18 protein-coding genes are annotated in these 19,967 nt (G+C 70.3%); 15 read left to right on the forward strand and 3 right to left on the reverse strand.

The genetic code is table 11. The features are described from left to right. Window positions 1-770 precede the first annotated feature (770 nt). The 4 genes from ACH9D3_RS13355 to ACH9D3_RS13370 are packed head-to-tail and all read left to right on the forward strand — an operon-like array spanning window position 771 to window position 5,044. Window positions 771-1,193, forward strand: coding sequence for a GtrA family protein (locus ACH9D3_RS13355; RefSeq protein ID WP_396411309.1), 423 nt, complete (start codon window positions 771-773; stop codon window positions 1,191-1,193). Then, window positions 1,120-1,896: a glycosyltransferase gene (locus ACH9D3_RS13360; RefSeq protein ID WP_396411310.1), complete on the forward strand. Its 777-nt coding sequence runs from the start codon at window positions 1,120-1,122 to the stop codon at window positions 1,894-1,896. The genes ACH9D3_RS13355 and ACH9D3_RS13360 overlap by 74 nt, the downstream gene beginning before the upstream one ends. Beyond that, window positions 1,896-3,479 carry a glycosyltransferase family 39 protein gene (locus ACH9D3_RS13365; protein ID WP_396411311.1) on the forward strand — a complete coding sequence of 528 codons (1,584 nt, stop codon included), beginning with the start codon at window positions 1,896-1,898 and terminating at the stop codon, window positions 3,477-3,479. Before ACH9D3_RS13360 ends, ACH9D3_RS13365 begins: the two co-directional genes overlap by 1 nt. Then, on the forward strand, window positions 3,476-5,044 hold the full coding sequence (locus ACH9D3_RS13370; RefSeq protein WP_396411312.1) for a glycosyltransferase family 2 protein: 1,569 nt from the start codon (window positions 3,476-3,478) through the stop codon (window positions 5,042-5,044). Before ACH9D3_RS13365 ends, ACH9D3_RS13370 begins: the two co-directional genes overlap by 4 nt. A gap of 70 nt (window positions 5,045-5,114) precedes the next feature. Here the strand turns inward: ACH9D3_RS13370 and ACH9D3_RS13375 are convergent, their stop codons facing one another. Beyond that, window positions 5,115-5,837: a CbiX/SirB N-terminal domain-containing protein gene (locus tag ACH9D3_RS13375; protein WP_396411313.1), complete on the reverse strand. Its 723-nt coding sequence runs from the start codon at window positions 5,835-5,837 to the stop codon at window positions 5,115-5,117. Window positions 5,838-5,980: 143 nt separating this feature from the next. Here ACH9D3_RS13375 and cobA point away from each other — a divergent pair, with 143 nt between their 5' ends. Further along, window positions 5,981-7,003, forward strand: a complete 1,023-nt coding sequence (cobA, locus tag ACH9D3_RS13380; RefSeq protein WP_396411314.1) for a uroporphyrinogen-III C-methyltransferase — start codon at window positions 5,981-5,983, stop codon at window positions 7,001-7,003. Then, window positions 6,993-7,874 (forward strand): uroporphyrinogen-III synthase, encoded by an 882-nt coding sequence (locus tag ACH9D3_RS13385; protein ID WP_396411315.1) that lies wholly within the window; start codon window positions 6,993-6,995, stop codon window positions 7,872-7,874. The genes cobA and ACH9D3_RS13385 overlap by 11 nt, the downstream gene beginning before the upstream one ends. Before the next feature lie 85 nt (window positions 7,875-7,959). On the opposite strand, the gene ACH9D3_RS13390 is transcribed toward ACH9D3_RS13385, so the two are convergent. Beyond that, a complete protein-coding gene (locus ACH9D3_RS13390) occupies window positions 7,960-9,192 on the reverse strand; it encodes a chorismate-binding protein (protein WP_396411316.1) in 1,233 nt (410 codons plus the stop codon). A 380-nt stretch (window positions 9,193-9,572) separates the two neighbouring features. Here ACH9D3_RS13390 and deoC point away from each other — a divergent pair, with 380 nt between their 5' ends. The 9 genes from deoC to ACH9D3_RS13435 all read left to right on the forward strand — a co-directional run bounded on the left by deoC (window position 9,573) and on the right by ACH9D3_RS13435 (window position 18,544). Beyond that, window positions 9,573-10,226, forward strand: a complete 654-nt coding sequence (gene deoC / locus ACH9D3_RS13395) for a deoxyribose-phosphate aldolase (RefSeq protein WP_396411317.1) — start codon at window positions 9,573-9,575, stop codon at window positions 10,224-10,226. A gap of 353 nt (window positions 10,227-10,579) precedes the next feature. Further along, a complete protein-coding gene (locus ACH9D3_RS13400; protein ID WP_396411318.1) occupies window positions 10,580-11,479 on the forward strand; it encodes an SDR family oxidoreductase in 900 nt (299 codons plus the stop codon). 78 nt (window positions 11,480-11,557) lie between these two features. Continuing rightward, window positions 11,558-11,998, forward strand: a complete 441-nt coding sequence (locus tag ACH9D3_RS13405) for a hypothetical protein (RefSeq protein ID WP_396411319.1) — start codon at window positions 11,558-11,560, stop codon at window positions 11,996-11,998. Window positions 11,999-12,520: 522 nt separating this feature from the next. Further along, window positions 12,521-12,784 carry a hypothetical protein gene (locus ACH9D3_RS13410; protein WP_396411320.1) on the forward strand — a complete coding sequence of 88 codons (264 nt, stop codon included), beginning with the start codon at window positions 12,521-12,523 and terminating at the stop codon, window positions 12,782-12,784. 9 nt (window positions 12,785-12,793) lie between these two features. Further along, on the forward strand, window positions 12,794-14,128 hold the full coding sequence (locus tag ACH9D3_RS13415; protein WP_396411321.1) for a glycosyltransferase family 2 protein: 1,335 nt from the start codon (window positions 12,794-12,796) through the stop codon (window positions 14,126-14,128). Further along, on the forward strand, window positions 14,128-14,811 hold the full coding sequence (locus ACH9D3_RS13420) for a calcium-binding protein (protein WP_396411322.1): 684 nt from the start codon (window positions 14,128-14,130) through the stop codon (window positions 14,809-14,811). Before ACH9D3_RS13415 ends, ACH9D3_RS13420 begins: the two co-directional genes overlap by 1 nt. Window positions 14,812-15,008: 197 nt before the next feature. Next, window positions 15,009-16,157, forward strand: a complete 1,149-nt coding sequence (wecB, locus tag ACH9D3_RS13425) for a non-hydrolyzing UDP-N-acetylglucosamine 2-epimerase (RefSeq protein ID WP_396411330.1) — start codon at window positions 15,009-15,011, stop codon at window positions 16,155-16,157. Window positions 16,158-16,209: 52 nt separating this feature from the next. Then, window positions 16,210-17,994 carry a DUF2334 domain-containing protein gene (locus tag ACH9D3_RS13430; RefSeq protein WP_396411323.1) on the forward strand — a complete coding sequence of 595 codons (1,785 nt, stop codon included), beginning with the start codon at window positions 16,210-16,212 and terminating at the stop codon, window positions 17,992-17,994. 106 nt (window positions 17,995-18,100) lie between these two features. Beyond that, window positions 18,101-18,544, forward strand: coding sequence for a hypothetical protein (locus ACH9D3_RS13435; protein ID WP_396411324.1), 444 nt, complete (start codon window positions 18,101-18,103; stop codon window positions 18,542-18,544). 118 nt (window positions 18,545-18,662) lie between these two features. Here the strand turns inward: ACH9D3_RS13435 and ACH9D3_RS13440 are convergent, their stop codons facing one another. After that, window positions 18,663-19,874: an acyltransferase family protein gene (locus ACH9D3_RS13440; protein WP_396411325.1), complete on the reverse strand. Its 1,212-nt coding sequence runs from the start codon at window positions 19,872-19,874 to the stop codon at window positions 18,663-18,665. Window positions 19,875-19,967: the final 93 nt, after the last annotated feature.

Consider the following 19,967-nt stretch of genomic DNA (forward strand, 5'->3'; position numbering starts at 1 on the left):
AGTGTCACGGACGCTTCTTTACGCCCGAGTACCGGGGTCGACATACTTGGGGACACTCCAACAACGCTTGTACCCAATACGGCCTACATGCATTGGGGTGTTTGTTTGGAACATGGGCTCCACCCAACCGTCACAGCCCGCGCGCGACACTGGACATTTTCCTTCATTTCAATGAAATTCCATCGAGTTCCAGTATCTCGGGTCCGCACGGCTAACCGCGCGGCTGAGTATTCAAGGGGACATCCTCCAGGATCCCTGGCAACATTCGGCCCAGTGGTCCAGTTGGGGACTGAACCACGAGGCTCGTCGGGGGACGAGTCCAACCACCCCCATGGAGCCAATAATGCTAAGTCACACTTGCACACTGCCTAAAATCTTCGTATTGACAGGATTTTCGATATACAAAGTGCGAGCCAGACGTGCCTGTATAAAAACTCATTAGGAAGTCCAATCCAGTACCGACGCGGTATTGGGTTCAGGGCAGCGAAGCGAAACAATGCTCGTTGGGCCCTGCGGGCACCCGTGAAAAGTACCGCCGTCATCGTCATCCATGATGACTGATGGAAAAGCGGCACATCGCCCCGATCAACCAATAACACTCGCGTGCTGCGACATGTCACCGAATTTCAGGCGATCAAATGCACCAGGTCTGGGAGAGGGTTGCTCACCAATTGAAAAAGGCCAGCCCCTGAGTGCATTTACCCGAAAGGACGAACTTTCATTAGCAGAGCTCCGTTCTGCCCAAGGGGTGAACATTGGTATATCGACTGATGAGATTCGGATCCGTAGGCATCCTGTGCCTTTTTGTCCAGATTTCGATCCTACACAATTTGACACCGGCTTTTCATCCGGTGTCCGCCAACGGCATCGGGTTTATTACCTCGGCGCAATTGAACTTCCTGCTTAGCTACCATTTCACATGGCGGGATTCTGCACGCAAAAAGGGATTCCCACTCGCAGGCACCTGGGCGCAGTTCAACCTCGTGGTGCTCGGCGCGGTCATTGTTAACAGTGTCGCCTTCACGCTGTTTCGGTATGTATTTACCGATTCGAACGTCGCTGCGGCCGTTGCAGCGACCGCCACCAGCACCACGTGTACTTTTCTCATCAATCATTTCTATGTTTTACGTCCGGGGGGGCAGTCTCGTGGAAACACAGAGCGGAGTAGCCATCTTCTTTCCAGCGTGGAATGAAGCGGCTAATCTTCCATATGTCGTCGAATCCGCTATAACCTATTTACAAAGCAGGGGCGAGCCGTACACGGTGATCATCGTGGACGACGGGAGCACGGATAACACGGTCGAAATCGTGCAAGAGCTCGAAAACACGTACCCAGGGCGCCTGCGCTATGTGCGCCATGATCGAAACCTGGGGTACGGAGCGGCGTTGCGGACCGGCTTCGCCGAGGGACTCCGGACAGGGCTGGACTGGGTGGGATTCTGCGATGCGGACGGTCAGTTCAATCCTAGGGATGTAGACAAGCTGATCCGAGGTGCCGCGGAGACCGGAAGCGAAGTCGCGATCGGCTACCGCATTAAACGCGCCGACACGTTCGAGCGCCGCATGATGGGCCTCGGGTGGCGTTGGTTGTCCCAACTTGTCCTGGGCTACAACGCACGGGACGTCGACTGCGGATTCAAGGTGTTCCGACGGCAGGCCCTGGCAGTCATCAGTGCCGATTTGCGCGGCGACCACGCCACGATCTCGCCGGAAATGCTGGCCCGCGCTATGCGGGCGGGCCTGAGGATCACGGAAGTCGGTGTCAACCACTACCCCCGGCACTCCGGGGAGGCCTCTGGTGCCAATATGAACGTGGTATGGGCGTCGTTGCTGGGGCTGATCTTCATTCGACAAAGCTTCAACCGGACCGTTGAGATGACACCGAGGACTGCCTGATGGCCCTGACTACACCCAGCATCGAACTCACCCGCCGTGCCGACCGCACCGAGGACGACTACACGGCACGGTGGATCGCCGCCGTGGCAGCTCTCGTCTCCATCGCGGCCTTCGCGTACTACAGTTCTATAGGCGCGATCCTGCTGTATAAGGATTCGATCTCGCACATGGAGATCGCACGTCGGTTGGTGGACAGCCCCACACCTGGCTTTGGTCAGCTCGGTGGCGTTTGGTTGCCCTTGCCGCACTTGCTGAGCGCCCCCGTGGCATGGATAGACAGCCTCTATTACAGCGGCTTCGCCGGCAGCTTCGTCTCGATGATCTCCTACGTCTTCACCAGCGTGCTGCTGTACAAGATCACCCTAGGGTTGAGCGGACAGAAGCTGGCCGGGATCGTGGCCGCGGCAGTGTTCATGGCCAATCCCAATGTGCTTTACCTGCAGAGCACTCCTATGACCGAGATCCTGCTCTTTGCATGCATCACCGGCATGATCTACGGAACACAGCGATGGATCCAGACGGACCAGTCCAAGTACCTGGTGCTGGCGGGAATTGCCGGATTTCTTGGCACACTGACACGCTACGAAGCCTGGGTCATGCTGGCTGCCATGTTCGCCGTCGTCGTCTATGCGTGCTGGCGCAAGGGTTACCAATACCGGCGCCTGGAAGGTACCGTACTGGCGTTCCTCTACGTCAGCGCACTGGGCATTGTCGGCTGGTTGATGTGGAACGCGCTGATCTTCGGCAACCCGTTCTATTTCCAGAACGGCGAATACGCCAAGCCATCTCTGTGGGTGGATGAGGGCGAACAAGCCGTCGGGAACTGGTGGGTCGCGCTGCAGACCTATTTCTATGCCGTGACGGAAAACCTCTGGATGCCGATTGTCATCCTCCTGGCCGTCGGAGTCATCGTAATGATCGCTCGCGAGCGGCTGGCGATTCCCACGCTTCCCGCCCTGTCATTGATGGTCCTGTTTCCGTTTTTCGTCTTCGCACTCCATGAAGGCATGCGCCCCCTGCATGTTGTACAAGTGACGAACAGCGTGTACAACGTGCGCTTCGGCTTGCCAATGGTCTTGCTTGCCGCAATTTCCATCGGTTACCTGGTCGGCGCTTTTCAAATGCGGAGAAACCTCCTGAAAAGCGTTGCGGCCGCTTGCCTGGCTTTGGCGGGAGTGACGACTCTGACCGGGGTTGCGTCGGACGAAAACGTCATCACTTTGAAAGAAGCTATCGCAGAGAACACTTCCGGTTATTCTCAGGCCTCGGACGAAGCGAGTGAGTACTTGGGTGAGAATTTCACCGGAGGCACAGTGCTCATGGAGTCCTTCGGGAATGAGATGGTGTTGTTCAACGCGGAAATTTCGCCGCGTCATCTGTACGAGGGCAGTTACGAGCTCTGGGATCCAGCATTGGAGCATCCTGCGAGCAATGACATCCAGTGGATCGTCTCACGCTACTCGACCAAATACTCGACGCAACCCGACCAAGTGCATCAAGCGTTGCATGGGACCGATCGCTTGAACGAGTATGAACTGGTTTTTGAAAATGAAGGTTATAGAATATACCGGGAGCGAGCATGAGCACCATTCAGGATCGGAAAATCACCCGGCATACCGCTCAGCTGTTGTTCAGCCGGAGCCAGGCCGTGGTTCTGCTCGCGACAGCGCTGATCATCACGGTGTGCTTGGTCCTCTGGACCCGGGAGACGCTCACTGCCCTGATCGCCGCGGCGCTGGTGTTCTACACCTTCTTCGTGGGTCAGAAGTTGCTGCTCCACGTGGCCTCGAAGCAGTACATGCCACCGGCCCTGGCACCGGTCGATCTGGATGACCCAGATCTGCCTGTGTACACCCTGTTCATTCCTCTCTACAAAGAGGCGAACATGCTGGAGAGCCTGGTCCGTTCCATCGATGGACTGCGCTATCCCAAGGACAAGCTCCAAGTGCTCCTGCTGCTCGAGCAGGACGACATTGAAACCCAGGCCGAGGCGTTGGGCATGGACCTCGACGACTGGTACGAGATCGTGGTCGTCCCGGACCTGAAGCCCAAGGGCAAGCCAAAAGCGCTCAACATGGGTCTGGAAAAAGCCGTTGGCGCGCACAGCGTGATCTACGACGCCGAAGACAGACCCGATCCCGACCAGCTGCTCAAGGCCGTAGCCGCCTTCCGCGCCTCACCGGAGGAAGTGGCCTGTGTGCAGGCCCGCCTGTTCTTCTGGAACGAGGACTCCACCTGGATCACGCGCTTCTACTGGACCGAGTACGTCATCCACTTCGAGAACGTGCTGCCGGGACTGGCGAAGTTGGGACTCGTTCCTCCGCTGGGAGGCACCTCCAACCATTTCCGCACTCATGTTCTGCGCCAGGTCGCGATCTCCCCGGAACAGCTCCCTGCCGGCGCCGAAGGCATCGGCGGCTGGGACCCCTGGAACGTCACGGAGGACGCGGAACTGGCCGGAGCCCTCTCCTTGTACGGTTACCGCGTCGCGATGATTGACTCCGTCACCCGTGAGGAAGCCACGGCCAGGCTTCGTATCGCCGACAAGCAACGCCGCCGCTGGTTGAAGGGATACCTGCAGACAGGACTGATGTACACCCGTCAGCCATGGCGCACAGCACGCCAGATGGGAGTGGCCAAATGGTTCAGTTACAACCTGCTCATGCTGGGCACCCCGGTGAGCCTGTTGCTCAATCCGCTGTTCTGGGGTCTGACGATCGCATACTTCATCACTCGCTCGCCGGCCATCGAGAGCTTGTTCCCGGCCCCCCTGTTCTACTGCGGCATGGTCCTGATGCTGGCGGGTAACCTGTTGCTCTTCTACCAGCTCGTCGTGGCCTGTCTCTACCGAGGCGGGTATGGCACGGTCAAGTTCCTCTTCCTGACCCCGCTGTGGTGGGCTTTCACTAGCTGGTCGGCCTATCAGGTGCTTTGGGAACTGGCACGGCCTTCGACACGGCACAAGTGGAACAAGACCCCTCACGGCCACGACCTTGATAAGGAAAAGACCAACGCACCCAGACGGCGACCGGTCAAAAAGCCCGTGGCCATTGCGCGGCTTGCTCACCTCAGGACAGGCGCCGCGAGCCGACGAGCCGAGATCCGCTTGACTGCCGCTCGAGCAGCGCCACAGCCCGACGGCTGGTGAGGCCTCTCATGTCCTGAGCACCCCACCGGCCGTCCGGCGCGCACCGCCACCACAACGGCGGAGCTGTCACTCACGCCACCGAGCGGTACCGGGAGACCACCACGTCCACGAGCTCGGCCGGGACCTCCCCCGCCGGCACGGCCAGGGGCTCGGTGTCCACGTCCGCCCCGGCCTCCCGGGACAGGTCCAGGAAGTAGCCGGGAGCCAGCAGGTAGTTGGCGACGACGACGCGGCCCCCCTCGGCCAGGCCGGCCCGGGCGCTCGCCACCGCCTCGCTCACGCGGGGGTGCGCGGCCGCCAGGTAGGACACCGCCACGGGCCGGCCCAGCTCCTCGGCCAGCAGCTCCGCGACCGCGGCACAGTCGACCACCGCGCGGCGGTCCGAGGAGCCGGCGGTGGCCAGCACCACGGCGTCGTGCTCCCCCAGTGGCGCCCCGGCGGCCGCGCACGCCTCGTGCACCCGCCGGGCGAGCAGCCTGGCGAGCGCCCGGTCCGGGCCCAGCGCGGCCGAGACCCGGTGGAGGTCGTCGGCGGCGACCGCCTCGGCCACGTCCACGTAGACGTGGTAGCCGGCCGACAGCAGCAGCGGGACCACCACGGCGGGGCGCCCCGCGTACTGCTCGGTCCGCTCGACCAGGTCTGGGGTCTGGACGTCCACCCACGTGGGCACGACCTCGACCCCGGGCAGCTCGGCGGCGACGGCGTCCACGAGGCGCTGCACGGCGGTCCGCCCGGCCGGGAACCGGGTGCCGTGGGCGCAGGCGAGCAGGACGGGGGCGTCGGGATTCGTCATGGCTCCCAGCCTACGATCGGGACCCGGACAACGACGCCGGCGTCACGCGGCGTCATGGGGGCAACCGTGCTGTAACACGCGTGCCGCATCCTGGTAGTGGCGTCCCGTGCGCCACGACCCCCGCTCGCCCCCTGGAGGACCGCATGCTGCTGACCGCCGACCTCGCCGACGTCCCGGTGCTCGTCCTCGGCGACCCGCACGACGCCCGGCGCGCCCGGCGCCGCTACGAGGCGGCCGGCGCCGCCGTCCGCCCGGTCGCCGAACCCGGCCTGCTCCGCCCGGAGGACCTGGTGGGCGCGTCCCTCGCCGTGGTCGTGGGCCCGGCCGCGCAGCGCTGGCGCGAGGCTCTGCAGGCGGCCGGCGCCCGCGTGCCCGTGGTCCAGGAGCCCGCGGCCCGCACCGGTGGCCGCGTGACCCTCGTGGGCGGCGGACCCGGCGCCGACGACCTGCTCACCGTGCGCGCCGTGGCGGCCCTGCAGGACGCGGACGTGGTCTTCGTCGACCGGCTCGCCCCCGCGGGCGCCGTGGCGGCCGCGGCCCCCGGCGCGGAGATCGTCCCGGTGGGCAAGACCCCCGGCCACCACCCGGTCCCGCAGTCGAGGATCCAGGACCTCATGGTGGAGCACGCCCTGGCCGGCCGCTCGGTCGTCCGGCTCAAGGGCGGGGACCCCTACGTCTTCGGCCGCGGCGCCGAGGAGCTCGCCGCGTGCGCCGCCCACCGCATCCCGGTGGACGTGGTCCCGGGCATCACCAGCGCGGTCTCCGTGCCGGGTGCGGCCGGGATCCCCGTGACCTTCCGCGAGGTGTCCCGGATGTTCACGGTCGCCTCCGGGCACGTGCCGTTCTCCGACGCCGAGCTCGCCCACTTCGCCGGCCTCGGCGCCGGCGGGGGCACGCTCGTGGTGCTCATGGGCGTGGCCACCCTCCCCCACCTCGTGGCCGGTCTCGTCCGGGCCGGCGCCGACCCCGCGACGCCGCTGGCCGTGGTCGAGCGCGGCTTCACCGACCGGCAGCGCTCCACCATCACCACGCTGGCCACCGCGGTCCCGGACACCGCGGCGGCGGGCTGCGGCTCGCCCGCCGTCGTCGTCGTCGGGCCCGTGGTCCGGCTCGCGACCGCCGAGCGGGACGCGTTCCTCGCCGAGGTCACCGCCCATGGCTGCTGAGGAGCCGCCGCTGGCCGGGCGGGTGGTGGGCGTGACCGCGCACCGTCGCTCCGAGGACCAGATCGCCGCGCTCGAACGGCGCGGGGCCCGGGTGATCCACGCCCCGGCGCTGAAGGTCGAGCCCGTCGGCGAGGACGCCGGGCTCGCGGCGTCCTCCTGGGCGATGTTCGAGGCCCGCCCGGACCTGGTGCTGCTCACCACGGGCTACGGGCTGCGCCGCTGGCACGACGCCGCCGAGGCCCAGGGCTTCGACGCCGACCTGCTCGTGTGCCTGCGCGAGGCCGCCGTCTACGTCCGCGGGCCCAAGGGCCGGGGCGCGGTGCGGGGCCTGGGTCTCGAGGACGCCGGCATGTCCGCGGACGAGACCACCGCGGGGCTCGTGGACCTCGTCCTGGCCGAGCACGGCGGGGATCTCTCCGGGCGGACGGTCGGCCTGCAGCTGCACGGGCTCGCCGACGTCGCCCAGCGCCGCCGGCTCACCGACGCCGGGGCCACGGTGCTGACCGTGACCCCCTACCGGTGGGCCCCCGCCGACGACGCCGGGCAGGTGCCCGTGCTCGTGCGCGAGGCCGCCGCCGGGCGGGTGGACGCCGTCACCTTCACGGCCGCCCCGGCCGTGGACGCCCTGTTCAGCACCGCCGAGGAGCTCGGCCTGCACGAGGAGCTGCTGGCGGCCTTCCGCGGCGGCATGCTCGCGGCGACAGTCGGGCCCGTCACGGCCGCGCCGCTGCTGGAGCTCGGGCTCGATCCGCTCGTGCCCGAGCGCTTCCGGATGGGCGCGATGCTCAAGCAGCTCGCCGACGCCCTCGCCCGGCCCGCCACCCGGACCGGACCCGAGCGAACCGACGACGACGACGACGACGGACGGTAGCCGCTCCGGCCGGACTCGTCCCCGCCGGCCGCCCGGTGCCGGGGCCTTCGTGCGGAAACACCCGGCGGCGGGCCGGCCCGGTGGTTCAGGCGGCGTCCCCCAGGCAGCCGGAGGCACCCGCGCAGCCGGGGCGGGCGGCAGCCGGCGCGCCGGTCCCGGCGGCGGTCACAGCGCCGGTCCCCGCCGCGGCCCCTGCGGCGGCGAGCGCCGCCCGCAGCACCCCGAGCTTCGCATCCGTCTCGTCCTGTGCGGCGTCCACTGTGGTCCCGGCGACCACCCCGGACCCGGCCCAGAGCCGGGCGCGGCCGCCCTCGAGCAGGGCGCAGCGCAGCACCGGGACCCACCGGCCGTGGCCGGCGGCGTCCGTCCACCCCACGAGACCGGCCCACGGTCCGCGCCGGCACGGTTCGAGCTCCCGGATCAGCGACAGCGCCGCCCGCGTGGGGGTGCCGCCCACCGCGGGCCCCGGGTGCAGGGCCAGGGCGGCGTGCAGGGCGCTCGTGCCGCGCACCGGCCGGCCGGTGACGCGGGTGGCCAGCCCCCACAGAGCGGCGGTGCCCAGCACCGAGGGCTGCCCCGGCACGGTCAGGGACACCGTGTGCCGCTCCAGGGCGCGGACCGCGTGCTCCACGACGAGCGCGTGCCGGAGCCGGTGCGGCGGGGAGCGCAGCAGGGACTGCTGCGCGGCCGCGTCCCCGGAGACGGCGAGCCGGCGCCGTGCCGCCCCGGTGCAGAGGTCGCCCGTGAACCCCTCCGGCCCGATCGCGGCGAGGGGCCCCGCCCCGGCGCCGACGAGCACGCCGCCGCCGGCGGGACGCACGCTGAAGGCGTGGCCGCCGGCGGCGGGAAGCAGGAGCTGCTCCCACAGCTGCGCCGGACCGACGCCGGGCGGCATCCCGACGTCGAGGCTGCGGCCCAGCACGACCTGCCGCAGGGCTCCCCGGTCGATCCGGTCCAGGGCCTCGGCCACCGCCTCCCGGTGGTCGGGGTCCGGCGCCGGGGCGCCGGGCACGAGCCCCTCCCCCGGGGCCACCGGGCGGGTGGGCACCGGGCGGGCGACCCGCACCGGGTGCTGCGCCACGAAGAGATCGGCCGGCTCGTCCGGGTCGAAGGGGATCGTGCCGCACAGCACGGGCCGACCGGCCCGGCCGATGCTGCCGGCGACGTCGCGGTCGAGCCCGGCCAGCACCGCCATCGCCTCGTCCGCGAGCTCGCGCGTGGCCGGGACCGCCGGGAGCGACCGGTCGCGCGTGGCGAGCAGGATCGAGTCGCCGGCGGCCAGGGCGAAGTCGTGCTCGCTCGCGTGCGGGGCAGTCATGGGGAGAGCTCCTTCGGGTCCGCCCGGGACCGGTCGGCGGCCGGACGCTACCCGCGCACCGGTCGAGCGCTGCGCGGGCCGCGACCGGACGGTGGCAGGACGACGGCGGGGGCGCGCCGGGACGGGGGTCAGGGGAACTGCGGATCCCGGCGCACCCCTGCGACCGCTCAGCAACCGCTGGTGGCTGCAGGTAAGGCAAGCCTTAGCTTGCCGTGACACGAATCTAGCAGTAGTCCCCGGGATTAGCGAACAATGTTCTGATGTAATGGTGACGATTCGGTCACGGCCTGCGGCAACACTTCCCCGTGGGCCCCGGCCGGGGCCCACGGGGAGCGGCCGGTAGGCTGGTCGCGACCCGCCCGACCGTCGAAAGGCCGCCCGTGACCACCCCCCAGCTCGCCTCCCTCATCGACTCCACGCTGCTCAAGCCGGAGGCGTCCCGCGAGCAGATCGCGGCCCTGTGCGCGGAGGCCAGGGAGCACGGCTTCGCCTCGGTGTGCACCAATCCGCTGTGGACGGGTTTCGTGCGGGAGCAGCTCGAGGGCAGCGACGTGCTGACCTGCGTGGTGGTCGGCTTCCCGCTGGGCGCGTCCGCCACCGAGGTCAAGGCCTTCGAGGCCGCCACGGCCGTGGCCGCCGGGGCCGACGAGATCGACATGGTCATCGACATCGCCGCGGCCCGGGCCGGCGAGCGGGGGCGGGTCGAGGCGGACGTCCGGGCCGTCGCCGAGGCCGCCCACCGGGGCGGGGCCCGGCTCAAGGCGATCATCGAGACGTGCCTGCTGAGCGACGAGCAGAAGGTCCTCGCGTGCGAGGCCGCCGTGGCCGCCGGTGCCGACTACGTGAAGACCTCCACCGGCTTCTCGACCGCCGGGGCCACCGTGGAGGACGTCCGGCTGATGCGGGCTGCCGTGGGCCCGGGAGTCGGCGTCAAGGCCTCCGGCGGGATCCGCACCCGCGAGGACGCCCTGGCGATGGTCGAGGCCGGCGCCTCCCGGATCGGCGCCAGCAACGGACCCGCGCTCCTCGGCTGAGCCCGCAGGAACCGGCCCGCGGAGACGCGCACCCCCGCGGGGCCACCGTCGTGCCGGGCCCCCGGGGAACCCGCGCCGTGTGCACGAGGACCAGCGGCCCCGGCTGCTGCACCGTGCAGTGGCACGGGAAGTACCGGCGCGGCACCGCGAGGCCGTGGTCGAGGCCGGCGGCGGCGTCGATCCACCGGCTGTCACCGCGTCACCCCGGGGGGTCCGGCCGGGCGACCGCTCGTCCTGGGCGTGTCCTCCCGGGCCTGCATCGGACGTCGATCCCCTCTCGTTGACACTTCCACGAGAAAGTGCCAGCGTAGATGGCAAGCAAGCTGACGATTCATCTGCGAAGGAGACGAGACATGTCCGACCAGTACACGATGCAGGACCCCACCACGCAGTACCCCGGCCCCGACGACAGCTTCGAGCAGCAGCAGGAAGGCCCGGGCCTCCAGAAGGACATGGCGCCCCGGCCCGACTCCGGGGAGTCCAGCTACCGCGGCTCCGGCCGCCTGGAGGGCCGCAGGGCCGTGGTGACCGGGGCCGACTCCGGCATCGGCCGTGCCACGGCGATCGCCTACGCCCGGGAGGGGGCCGACGTCGTCCTGTCCTACCTCCCCGCGGAGGAGGCGGACGCCCGCGAGGTCGTGGAGCTCGTCGAGCAGGCCGGGCGCCGTGCCGTGGCTGTGCCCGGTGACGTCACCGACAAGGCCTACTGCGAGCAGCTGATCGAGACCGCCGTGGCCGAGCTGGGCGGGATCGACATCCTGGCCAACATCGCCGGCAAGCAGCAGCACTGCCCGGACATCCTCGAGCTGACCGACGAGCAGTTCGACGAGACCTACAAGACCAACGTCTACGCCATGTTCTGGCTGTGCAAGGCGGCGGTGCCCCACCTGCCCCCGGGCTCGGCGATCATCAACACGTCCTCGATCCAGGGCTACCAGCCGGCCCCGATCCTGCTGGACTACGCGTCCACGAAGTACGCGATCAACGGCTTCAGCAAGTCCCTGGCCGCCCAGCTGGCGCCCAAGGGCATCCGGGTGAACGTCGTGGCCCCCGGTCCGGTCTGGACCCCGCTGCAGATCGTCGGCGGCCAGCCGCCGGAGAACCTGCCCGAGTTCGGCGCCTCGGAGGCACCGCTGGGCCGGCCCGGCCAGCCCGCGGAGATGGCCCCCGCCTACGTGTTCCTGGCCTCCCAGGAGTCCAGCTACGTCAGCGGTGAGACCCTCGCCGCGACCGGCGGGATGCCCACCCCCTGACCCGCCGCTAGACTGACCGCGAACGCGTCCACGGCCGCCCGCGACCGGCCGCCTCCCACCGCCAGAAGGAACGGAACCATGGCCAACAGAGCTCAGTCGTCCACCAGCGTCTCCGCGGACGGGTCGGCCGACGCCCGCAGGGACGGCACCGGCGTCCGCTCGCACTCCGGCCAGGGACACCTGGTCAACAACCTCGTGTTCTTCGTGCTGTGCATGGCCATCATGATCGGCAGCTTCATCGCCTTCGCCACCTATCCCGACAGCCCGCTGGTGTGGATCGTCGGACTGGGACTCTACGCGCTGGCCCTGCTCATCCCCGTGGGCATCCTGCAGAACAGCACCTCGAAGAAGGCGGAGGGCGGGCGCACCATCCTCATGCACGTGCCCCCGACAACGGAGGTCGCCGGCGAGCCCACCACCGCGGAGAGCTTTCCCGACCGCCCCCGGGACATCGGCGCCCGGGACGCGGAGGTCCGCGCGGAGCACAAGGACGACACGCTGGGCAGAGCCACGCAGTAGTCCGCCGCGCCCCGCGGCCCACGGCCCCCTCCCCGCCGGGAGGGGGCCGTCCGCATGTCCGGCCCCGTGGACCCCGTGGACCCGGTGACGACGCCGGAGAGCCGACCCGCCCCACGGCCGCCTCCGGCCCGCCAGCACCCCGGATCCGGTCCGGCCGGGCACGTCCGAGCGGTGGTCCTCCGCACCGGGGACACCGGTCCACCGGCACCCGGACGATCCCGGCGACCGGCCCCGTGCGGCACGCACCCGTGTGGGGGACGCCACAGAATATGCTTTGTCCCCAATTTGCTGGACAGCTAGCACATCGTTCCTACATCGCGGTAACCGCGTGATGCCGCGGCCGAGGACCACCTGACGAGCCGGAACACATGTCTTTGCAACCGCCAACGCTCCCGCCGTCGACTCCGCTCCTGGAATGCAAACGCAAACTGTGCGCATGATGCATGCAGTCGGCCGGTCCGGGGGGACGGGCCGACGGATCCGTCGGGGGGACGGATCAGCTTCGACCCGGAGGAGACCGTCGTGTCCACCGCTGCTCTCGTGCCCATGGGGATGGCACCCGCCACCGAGCTCGTCCAGGCGAGCCTGCAGGACGGGGGGCGTCTGCTGCTGATGATCGCCATGGCCCTGTTCCTGTCCTACGTCCTGTTCATGCTCGGCGCCGTCCTGCTCTCCGCGGCGGCCGACCGGGTGCGCTCGGCCCGGAAGCCGTCCCGCGCCGGCGCCCTCGACGGCCTGCGGTCCGCACCGGGGCCGGCCGCCGAGCGGCACCGGATCAGCGCGTAGGAGCTCCCGGTGATCATCCTCTTCAACCAGCGCATCGACCTCGTCCTGATCCTGGCGGTCGTCCTGGTGGGCGTCAGCGTCCTGTACTCGCTCACCATGCTGGTCCTGTCCCACAGGACTCCGCGCCAGGAGCGTGCGGCCCGGCCGACGCCGGTCGGCGTCGACCCCGCCCGGGCCGTGTCGGACGTCGTCTTCGTGATCCCCTGCCTGAACGAGGAGCGCGTGCTCCGGGGAAGCCTCGACCGGCTGGTGTCGCTCGAGCACCCCCGCCTGCACGTCCTCGTGGTCGACGACGGCTCGGACGACGGCACCGCCGAGATCGCCGCGAGCTACCCGGACGCCCGGGTCCACCTGCTGCGCCGCCGCGCGCCCGGGGCCCGTCAGGGGAAGGGCGAGGCCCTCAACGCGGCGATCCGCCACATCCGCTCCGGGGCCGTCGCCCGCGGAACGGTCTCGAACGACGTCGTCGTGTGCGTGGTCGACGCCGACGGCCGCCTCGAGCCGCACGTGCTGGACGAGGTGCTGCCCCTCTTCGCCGACCAGCAGCTGGGCGCTGTCCAGATCGGCGTCAGGATCAACAACCGGGACACGAACCTGCTGGCCCGGATGCAGGACGTCGAGTTCGTGCTGTACACGGAGGTCTTCCAGCGCGGGCGCCGCCACCTGGGCAGCGTCTGCCTGGGCGGCAACGGCCAGTTCGTCCGGCTCTCCGCCCTGTACGGGCTGGGCCCGTCGCCGTGGTCCCGCAGCCTCTCGGAGGACCTCGACCTCGGGGTGCGCCTCCTGCTCGACGGCTGGAGCACGGAGTTCAACCACCGGACCGCGGTCCACCAGCAGGGACTCGTGGACGTGGGCCGCTGGATCCGGCAGCGGGCCCGGTGGTTCCAGGGACACCTCCAGTCCTGGACGCTCGTCCCCTGGGTGCTGCGCAACCTCGCCGGGACCCGGCGGGTCGACCTGCTCTACCACCTCACGAGCCCGTTCCTGCTGCTCGTCACCTCGTTCCTGAGCCTCGCGTTCTTCTTCTGGATCCTCGCGGTGGGCCTCGACGTGGCCCTCGACAGCGCGGTGTTCTCCCCGTGGTGGCTCTCCGCGTACCTGATCGCGTTCGGCCCGGCCCTGCTCTTCGGCGTCGTGTACTGGCGCAACGAGCGCGAGCACGGACAGCGCCTCTGGCACGCGGTGCTGCTCATGCACCTGTACGTGGCCTACGCCCTCCTGTGGTACGCCGCCGGCTGGCGGGCGACGGTGCGCTCCCTGACCGGACGCACCTCCTGGGCGAAGACGGACCGCACCGCGGACGACCAGGTGCCCGAGGCGGCCGGCACCGGGTCCGGTCGCTGATGCCGACCCGCGTGCGGACGCCCCTGGCCCTGGGGGCCGTCCTGCTGGCCGGGACCGTCCTGGTCGTGCACCTGTTCACGGACGTGCTGCGCGCCGGCGGCGGCGGGACGCAGCCGTGGCGGGACGGGGAGCAGCACGGGCGGTGGACCGTGGAGTTCACCGGCTACGGCGAGGCCTCCGGCGACGACCGGGAGGTGGTCCTCGAACCGCGCTCGGCCCCGTCCGCGGACGTCACCCACGGCGGACTCGTCCGGACCACCGAGACCTACCGGGACGCGGCCTTCGAGGTCACCGTCCGCACCGAGGCGCAGGTCCGCGCCGGCGATCCCAACGTGTGGGAGGTCGGCTGGGTGCTGTGGAACTACCGGGACAACGACCACTTCTACGCCGTGGCGCTCAAGCCCAACGGGTGGGAGATCTCCAAGCAGGACCCCGCCTACCCCGGCAAGCAGCGCTTCGTCGCCACGGGCACCGGACGGACGTTCCCGATCGGTGCGGACTACCGCGTGCGCGTTGAGCAGGACTGGCCCCGCATGACCGTGAGCGTGGACGGCCAGGAGCTCGCCACCGTCGTCGACGAGGAACGGCCCTACCGGGGCGGCGCGATCGGCCTCTACACCGAGGACGCGCGGGTCCGCTTCACCGGCCTCGAGATCCTGGCCACCGCCGCCGGCCCGTCCTGAGCCGCCGGCCCGCACGGCCCCCGCACCCGCGGACCCCGCGCACCGCCCGTACGTCCCACGCACCCGCAGATCCCGCGCACACCCCGCACGATCCACGCACCCGCAGATCCCGCGCACACCCCGCACACCCCGTGGCCCCGCCGGGGACACGACCCGACCCCGAGGAGACCCACGTGCCCAGCACCCGCATCACCGTCATGGCCGTCTACGGCACCCGTCCCGAGGCGATCAAGATGGCCCCGCTCGTCCTCGCCCTGCGCGAGGACCCCCGCTTCCGCGTCCGCGTGGTCGTGACCGGCCAGCACCGCGAGATGCTGGACCAGGTCAACGGCAGCTTCGGCATCGTCCCGGACCACGACCTCGACATCCACGCCCCCGGGCAGACGCTCACCCAGATCAGCAACCGCACCCTGGACGGGCTCGCGCCCCTGCTGGAGGCCGAGCGCCCGGACGCCGTGCTGGTGCAGGGGGACACCACCACCACCTTCGCCGCCGCGCTGGCCGCCTTCTACGCCGGCGTCGACGTCGTGCACACCGAGGCGGGCCTGCGCACCGGCGACCGGCACTCCCCCTTCCCGGAGGAGATCAACCGCCGGCTCACCAGCCACATGGCGTCGCTGCACCTGGCGCCGACGGCGGAGAGCAGGGACAACCTGCTGCGGGAGAACATCGCGGCGGACACGGTGGTGATCACCGGCAACTCCGTCATCGACGCCCTGCTGCTCACGGTGGCCGCCCGCCCGCGGATCGAGGACGAGGCGCTCGCGGAGCGGCTCGGCCGGGGCCGCCCGGTGGTCCTCGTGACCGCGCACCGCCGCGAGTCCTGGGGCGAGCCCCTGCGGCAGGTCGGCCGCGCGCTCGCCCGGCTGGCCGCCATCCACCCCGACCACGACTTCGTCTTTCCCGCCCACCGCAACCCGCTGGTCCGCGAGGCGATCGTCCCCGCCGTGCAGGACCGCGAGAACGTCCTGGTCACCGAGCCCTTGCCCTACACGCAGTTCTGCGCCCTCATGGAGCGCTCCTGCCTCATCCTCACCGACAGCGGCGGGGTGCAGGAGGAGGGCCCGTCCCTCGGCAAGCCCGTCCTCGTCATGCGGGAGACCACGGAGCGCCCGGAGGCCGTCGACTCCGGCACCGTGGAGCTGGTCGGCACCGACGAGCAGGACGTGGTCGACGCCGTCTCCCGGCTCCTCCTCGACCGCGCCGAGTACGACCGGATGGCCCGGGCCGTGAACCCCTACGGCGACGGCCGGGCCGCGGAGCGCACGGTCCAGGCCCTGGCCAGGCACTACGGGCTCGGCGGCACCGTCGACGAGTTCCGCCCGATGGCGGCCTCCGCCCGCTGATCCCGCCGCCCCCCGACGAGCCCGCGGTCGGCGCGGGAGGAAAGGAACGACCATGAACGACCAGTACCGGCTCTCCAGGATGGGCCGTGCCCTGTGGGCGGCGGCCCTCGTGGCGCTGCCCGTCCTCTCGGTGGGGGCGGTCTTCGGCCTGACCGACGACTCGATCGTGCTCGGCCAGGGGTCCGCGGTCGCGGACAAGTACGCCTCCCCGATCGACGACCTGCTCCCGTCCTCCGGAAACACCCCCGACTTCTCCTCCACATGGGGGCAGCCCGGCGGCAGCAGGACCCTGGTGCTCTTCGACGGCAGCGGCTCCCGCCCCGAGAACGCCGAGCTGTACGCAGTCGCGGCCGGCAACCTCGCCACCCACTTCGGCCAGGTGGAGGCCCTCGACCTCGCCGAGTACGAGGAGAACCGGATGGACGCCTTCGACGCGGTGGTCTACCTGGGCACGGACCACGAGACGGAGGTGCCGGCCGCCTTCCTCGCCGACGTCCGGGAGGGCACCGTCCCCGTCCTGTGGGCGGAGCAGAACATCGACGAGCTCGCGACGGCCTCCTCCCCCGACGGCGAGGACTTCATCGCCCAGTACGGGTGGGACGCCCAGGAACCGATCACGCTGGCGAGCAGCGAGGTCAAGCATGTCGACTACAAGGACGAGCCGGTCGACCGGTACGCCGACGGCGTGGACCTGCTCAACGCTCCCCGCGTGCTCGACGCGGACCGGGCGGAGGTCATCGTGCACGGGCTGTGCGGCGAGCCCGACGCCCTGCGCCCGTGCGTCACCGACGACCCCGACTACACCGGCAGCTCGGTCCCGTGGGCGGTGCGGTCGGGGAACCTGACGTACCTCGCGGAGCTGCCCCTGAACTACATCACCGAGAACCACCTGTACCTGGTCTTCGCCGACCTCTTCTACGACCTGCTCGGCTCGGACGTCCCGGCGGTGCAGCAGGCGGCCGTGCGCTTCGAGGACGTCGGCCCGGAGGCCGACCCCGACCAGCTGCGGGCCGTGGCCGACCACCTGCACGCCCGCGGCGTCCCGTTCCAGGTGGCCGTGATGCCGGTGCAGATCGACCGCACCAAGGACGGGAACGACTGGTACGGGCTGACCCTGCTGGACGCCCCCCACGTGGTGGATGCGCTCAAGTACATGCAGGAGCGCGGGGGAACGCTCGTCCAGCACGGCACGAGCCACCAGTACGGCGCCACCGACAACCCCTACAGCGGACGCTCGGGGGACGACTACGAGTTCTTCCGCTACGGGTGCAGCGCCACCGAGCTGCCGCCGTACGAGTTCGAGCCGTGCCGGGACGACTCCTGGGTGCGCAAGGTGGGGCCCGTGCCCCAGGACGACGTCGCGCAGCACAGGGCCCGCATGGAGGAGGGCCGGCAGATCATGGCCGAGGCCGGACTGGGCGAGCCGACGATCTTCGAGACGCCCCACTACACCGCCTCCGTCAACGCCTACGCCGCGATGGCCGAGCTCTACGACGCCCGCTACGAGCAGGGTGAGTACTTCGCGGGCACCATCACCGACCGGGAGATCTCCACCGAGCACTACTACGGGCAGTACTTCCCCTACTCGGTGCACGACGTCTACGGGCAGAAGGTGTACCCGGAGAACCTGGAGAACGTGACGCTGAAGGACCTGAACAACCACGCGGCGCGCTCCCCCGCGACCCTCATCGACCGGGCCGAGGCCAACCTGATCGTCCGGGAGTCGACGGCGAGCTTCTACTTCCACCCGTTCCTGGACATCGGCTACCTGGACGAGGTGGTCACGGGGATCGAGGAGCTCGGCTACGAGTTCGTGCCGGTGACCGAGCTCAAGTAGGGCCTCGGCCATCCTCGGGGTCCCGCCGGACCCACTAGACTGGGGGCGACTGCTTCCGCGGCCGCCCGTGGCGGGCCGCCCCCACACCGCCAGAAGGATTGGAACCATGGCCAACAGAGCTCAGTCGTCCACCAGCGTCTCCGCTGCCGACGCGCCGACCCGCGGCCGCGGTACCACCGTGCGTTCGCACTCGGGCCAGGGGCACCTGGTCAACAACCTCGTGTTCTTCGTGGTGTGCATGGCCATCATGATCGGCAGCTTCGTCGCGTTCGCCAGCTACCCGAACAGCCCCTTGATCTGGTTCGTCGGCCTGGGTCTCTACGCGCTCGCGCTGCTCATCCCCGTGGCGATCCTGCGCAACAGCACGGCGCAGAAGGCCCACGGCGGGCGCACGGTCGTGATGGACGTCCCCTCGACCACCGAGGTGCCGGACATGGGCGCGGGCCGCACGGCCGCCGAGTTCGACGACGGCCCGCGGGACGTCCGCGAGCGCGACGCCCACACCGCGGACGTCCACCACCACGACAAGTTCGGCAAGGCCACCGAGTAGGCCTGCACGGGCGGTCCTGCCCGGACAGGACTGCCCGAACGCACGACGACGACAGGGCGCCTCCCGGACGGGAGGCGCCCTGTCGTCGTCGTCCAGGCGGCGTGCGCACCAGGCCCGCTCAGCCGGTGCGTCCGCGCCCGGCACCGCGCCGGGAACCGGTCGGCCACGGCCGGGGGCGCCGCCGCGCGGCGACGTCCTCGGCCCAGCCGACGGCGAGCAGGACCCCGGACAGCAGCGCCCAGGCCAGGAGGAAGTCCGGCCACGACGTCCCGAGCAGCCAGGGGACGCTCTCCCAGAGGGCGTCGACCGCGTACACCGGCTCCATGAGCGGCACGGTGAGGGCGATCATCAGGTTGTGCCACAGGTAGACCGTCACCGCGCGGCGGTTGAGCAGCGTGACCGCCCCGTCCAGGAAGCGCAGCGGCCGCGGCAGGACCTGCCACCTCGGCGAGAGGCGCAGCAGCACGGCGCAGAACCCGGCGGACCAGAGCGCCTGCCCGACCGGGATGCCGTTGAGGTCCAGCCCCTGCTCCGTCGGGTGGGCCAGGGCCCACCACAGACCCAGCGCCATGACCACGGGCCCGGCCACCAGGACGAACCGCCGCGGGAGCCGGCGCAGCCGGCCGTCGTGGTGGGCGAAGCCGAGGATCCAGCAGGAGCCGTAGACGGCCAGATCGGTCAGCACGGCCGAGACCGGGTCCGGGAGCGGCACCGCGCCGGGCTCCAGGAGGAGCAGCAGCCCCAGCGGCGCCAGGAAGGTCGGCCACGGCCGGGACCGGTACAGGCGCAGCAGCAGCGGCGAGAGGAGCACGAACCAGAGGTAGGCCCGGATGTACCAGAGGATCTCGCCCGCCTGCACCGGCCAGGACGGGTCGAGCGGACCGGTCCCGTCGCCGAGCTCCCCGGGGTACGGCGGGTCCGCCAGCGGCACGAACCACAGCAGCACCCGGTACCACGGTCCCGTGCCCTGCTCCCCCGGCACCCATCCGCCGAGCACGAACAGGGTCAGGACCGTGGTGCTGTAGACCCACAGGGGCACCAGCAGCCGACGGCTCCGGCTCCGCAGCACGGATCCGGCGGGCCGCTGCAGGGAGGCCGCCATGAGCGACCCCGCGAGCGCGAACATGATGCCCATGGCCGGGAAGACGATGCTGAACAGGGCGCCGCCGAACGTGTGGTACGCGACGATGCGGACGAGGGCCACCGCCCGGAGCAGGTCCAGACAGCGGTCCCGCCCGGCGGCGCTCCCCGTCGCCGCTCCTCCGGGCACCGCTCCGCCGGACGCCCCCGCGCCCGGGTGCACCAGGGCGCCCTCGTCCTCCCCCACCATCGACCCCCTCCGGATGTGCCTGACGGCGCCCCCGCGCGCGGCCGCCGCGGCGGCGTCCGCGGCCTGTCCGCCGCAGCGGACGCCAGTCCGCCT

The organism is Kocuria kalidii (assembly GCF_044462225.1).
Classification (GTDB): domain Bacteria; phylum Actinomycetota; class Actinomycetes; order Actinomycetales; family Micrococcaceae; genus Kocuria; species Kocuria kalidii.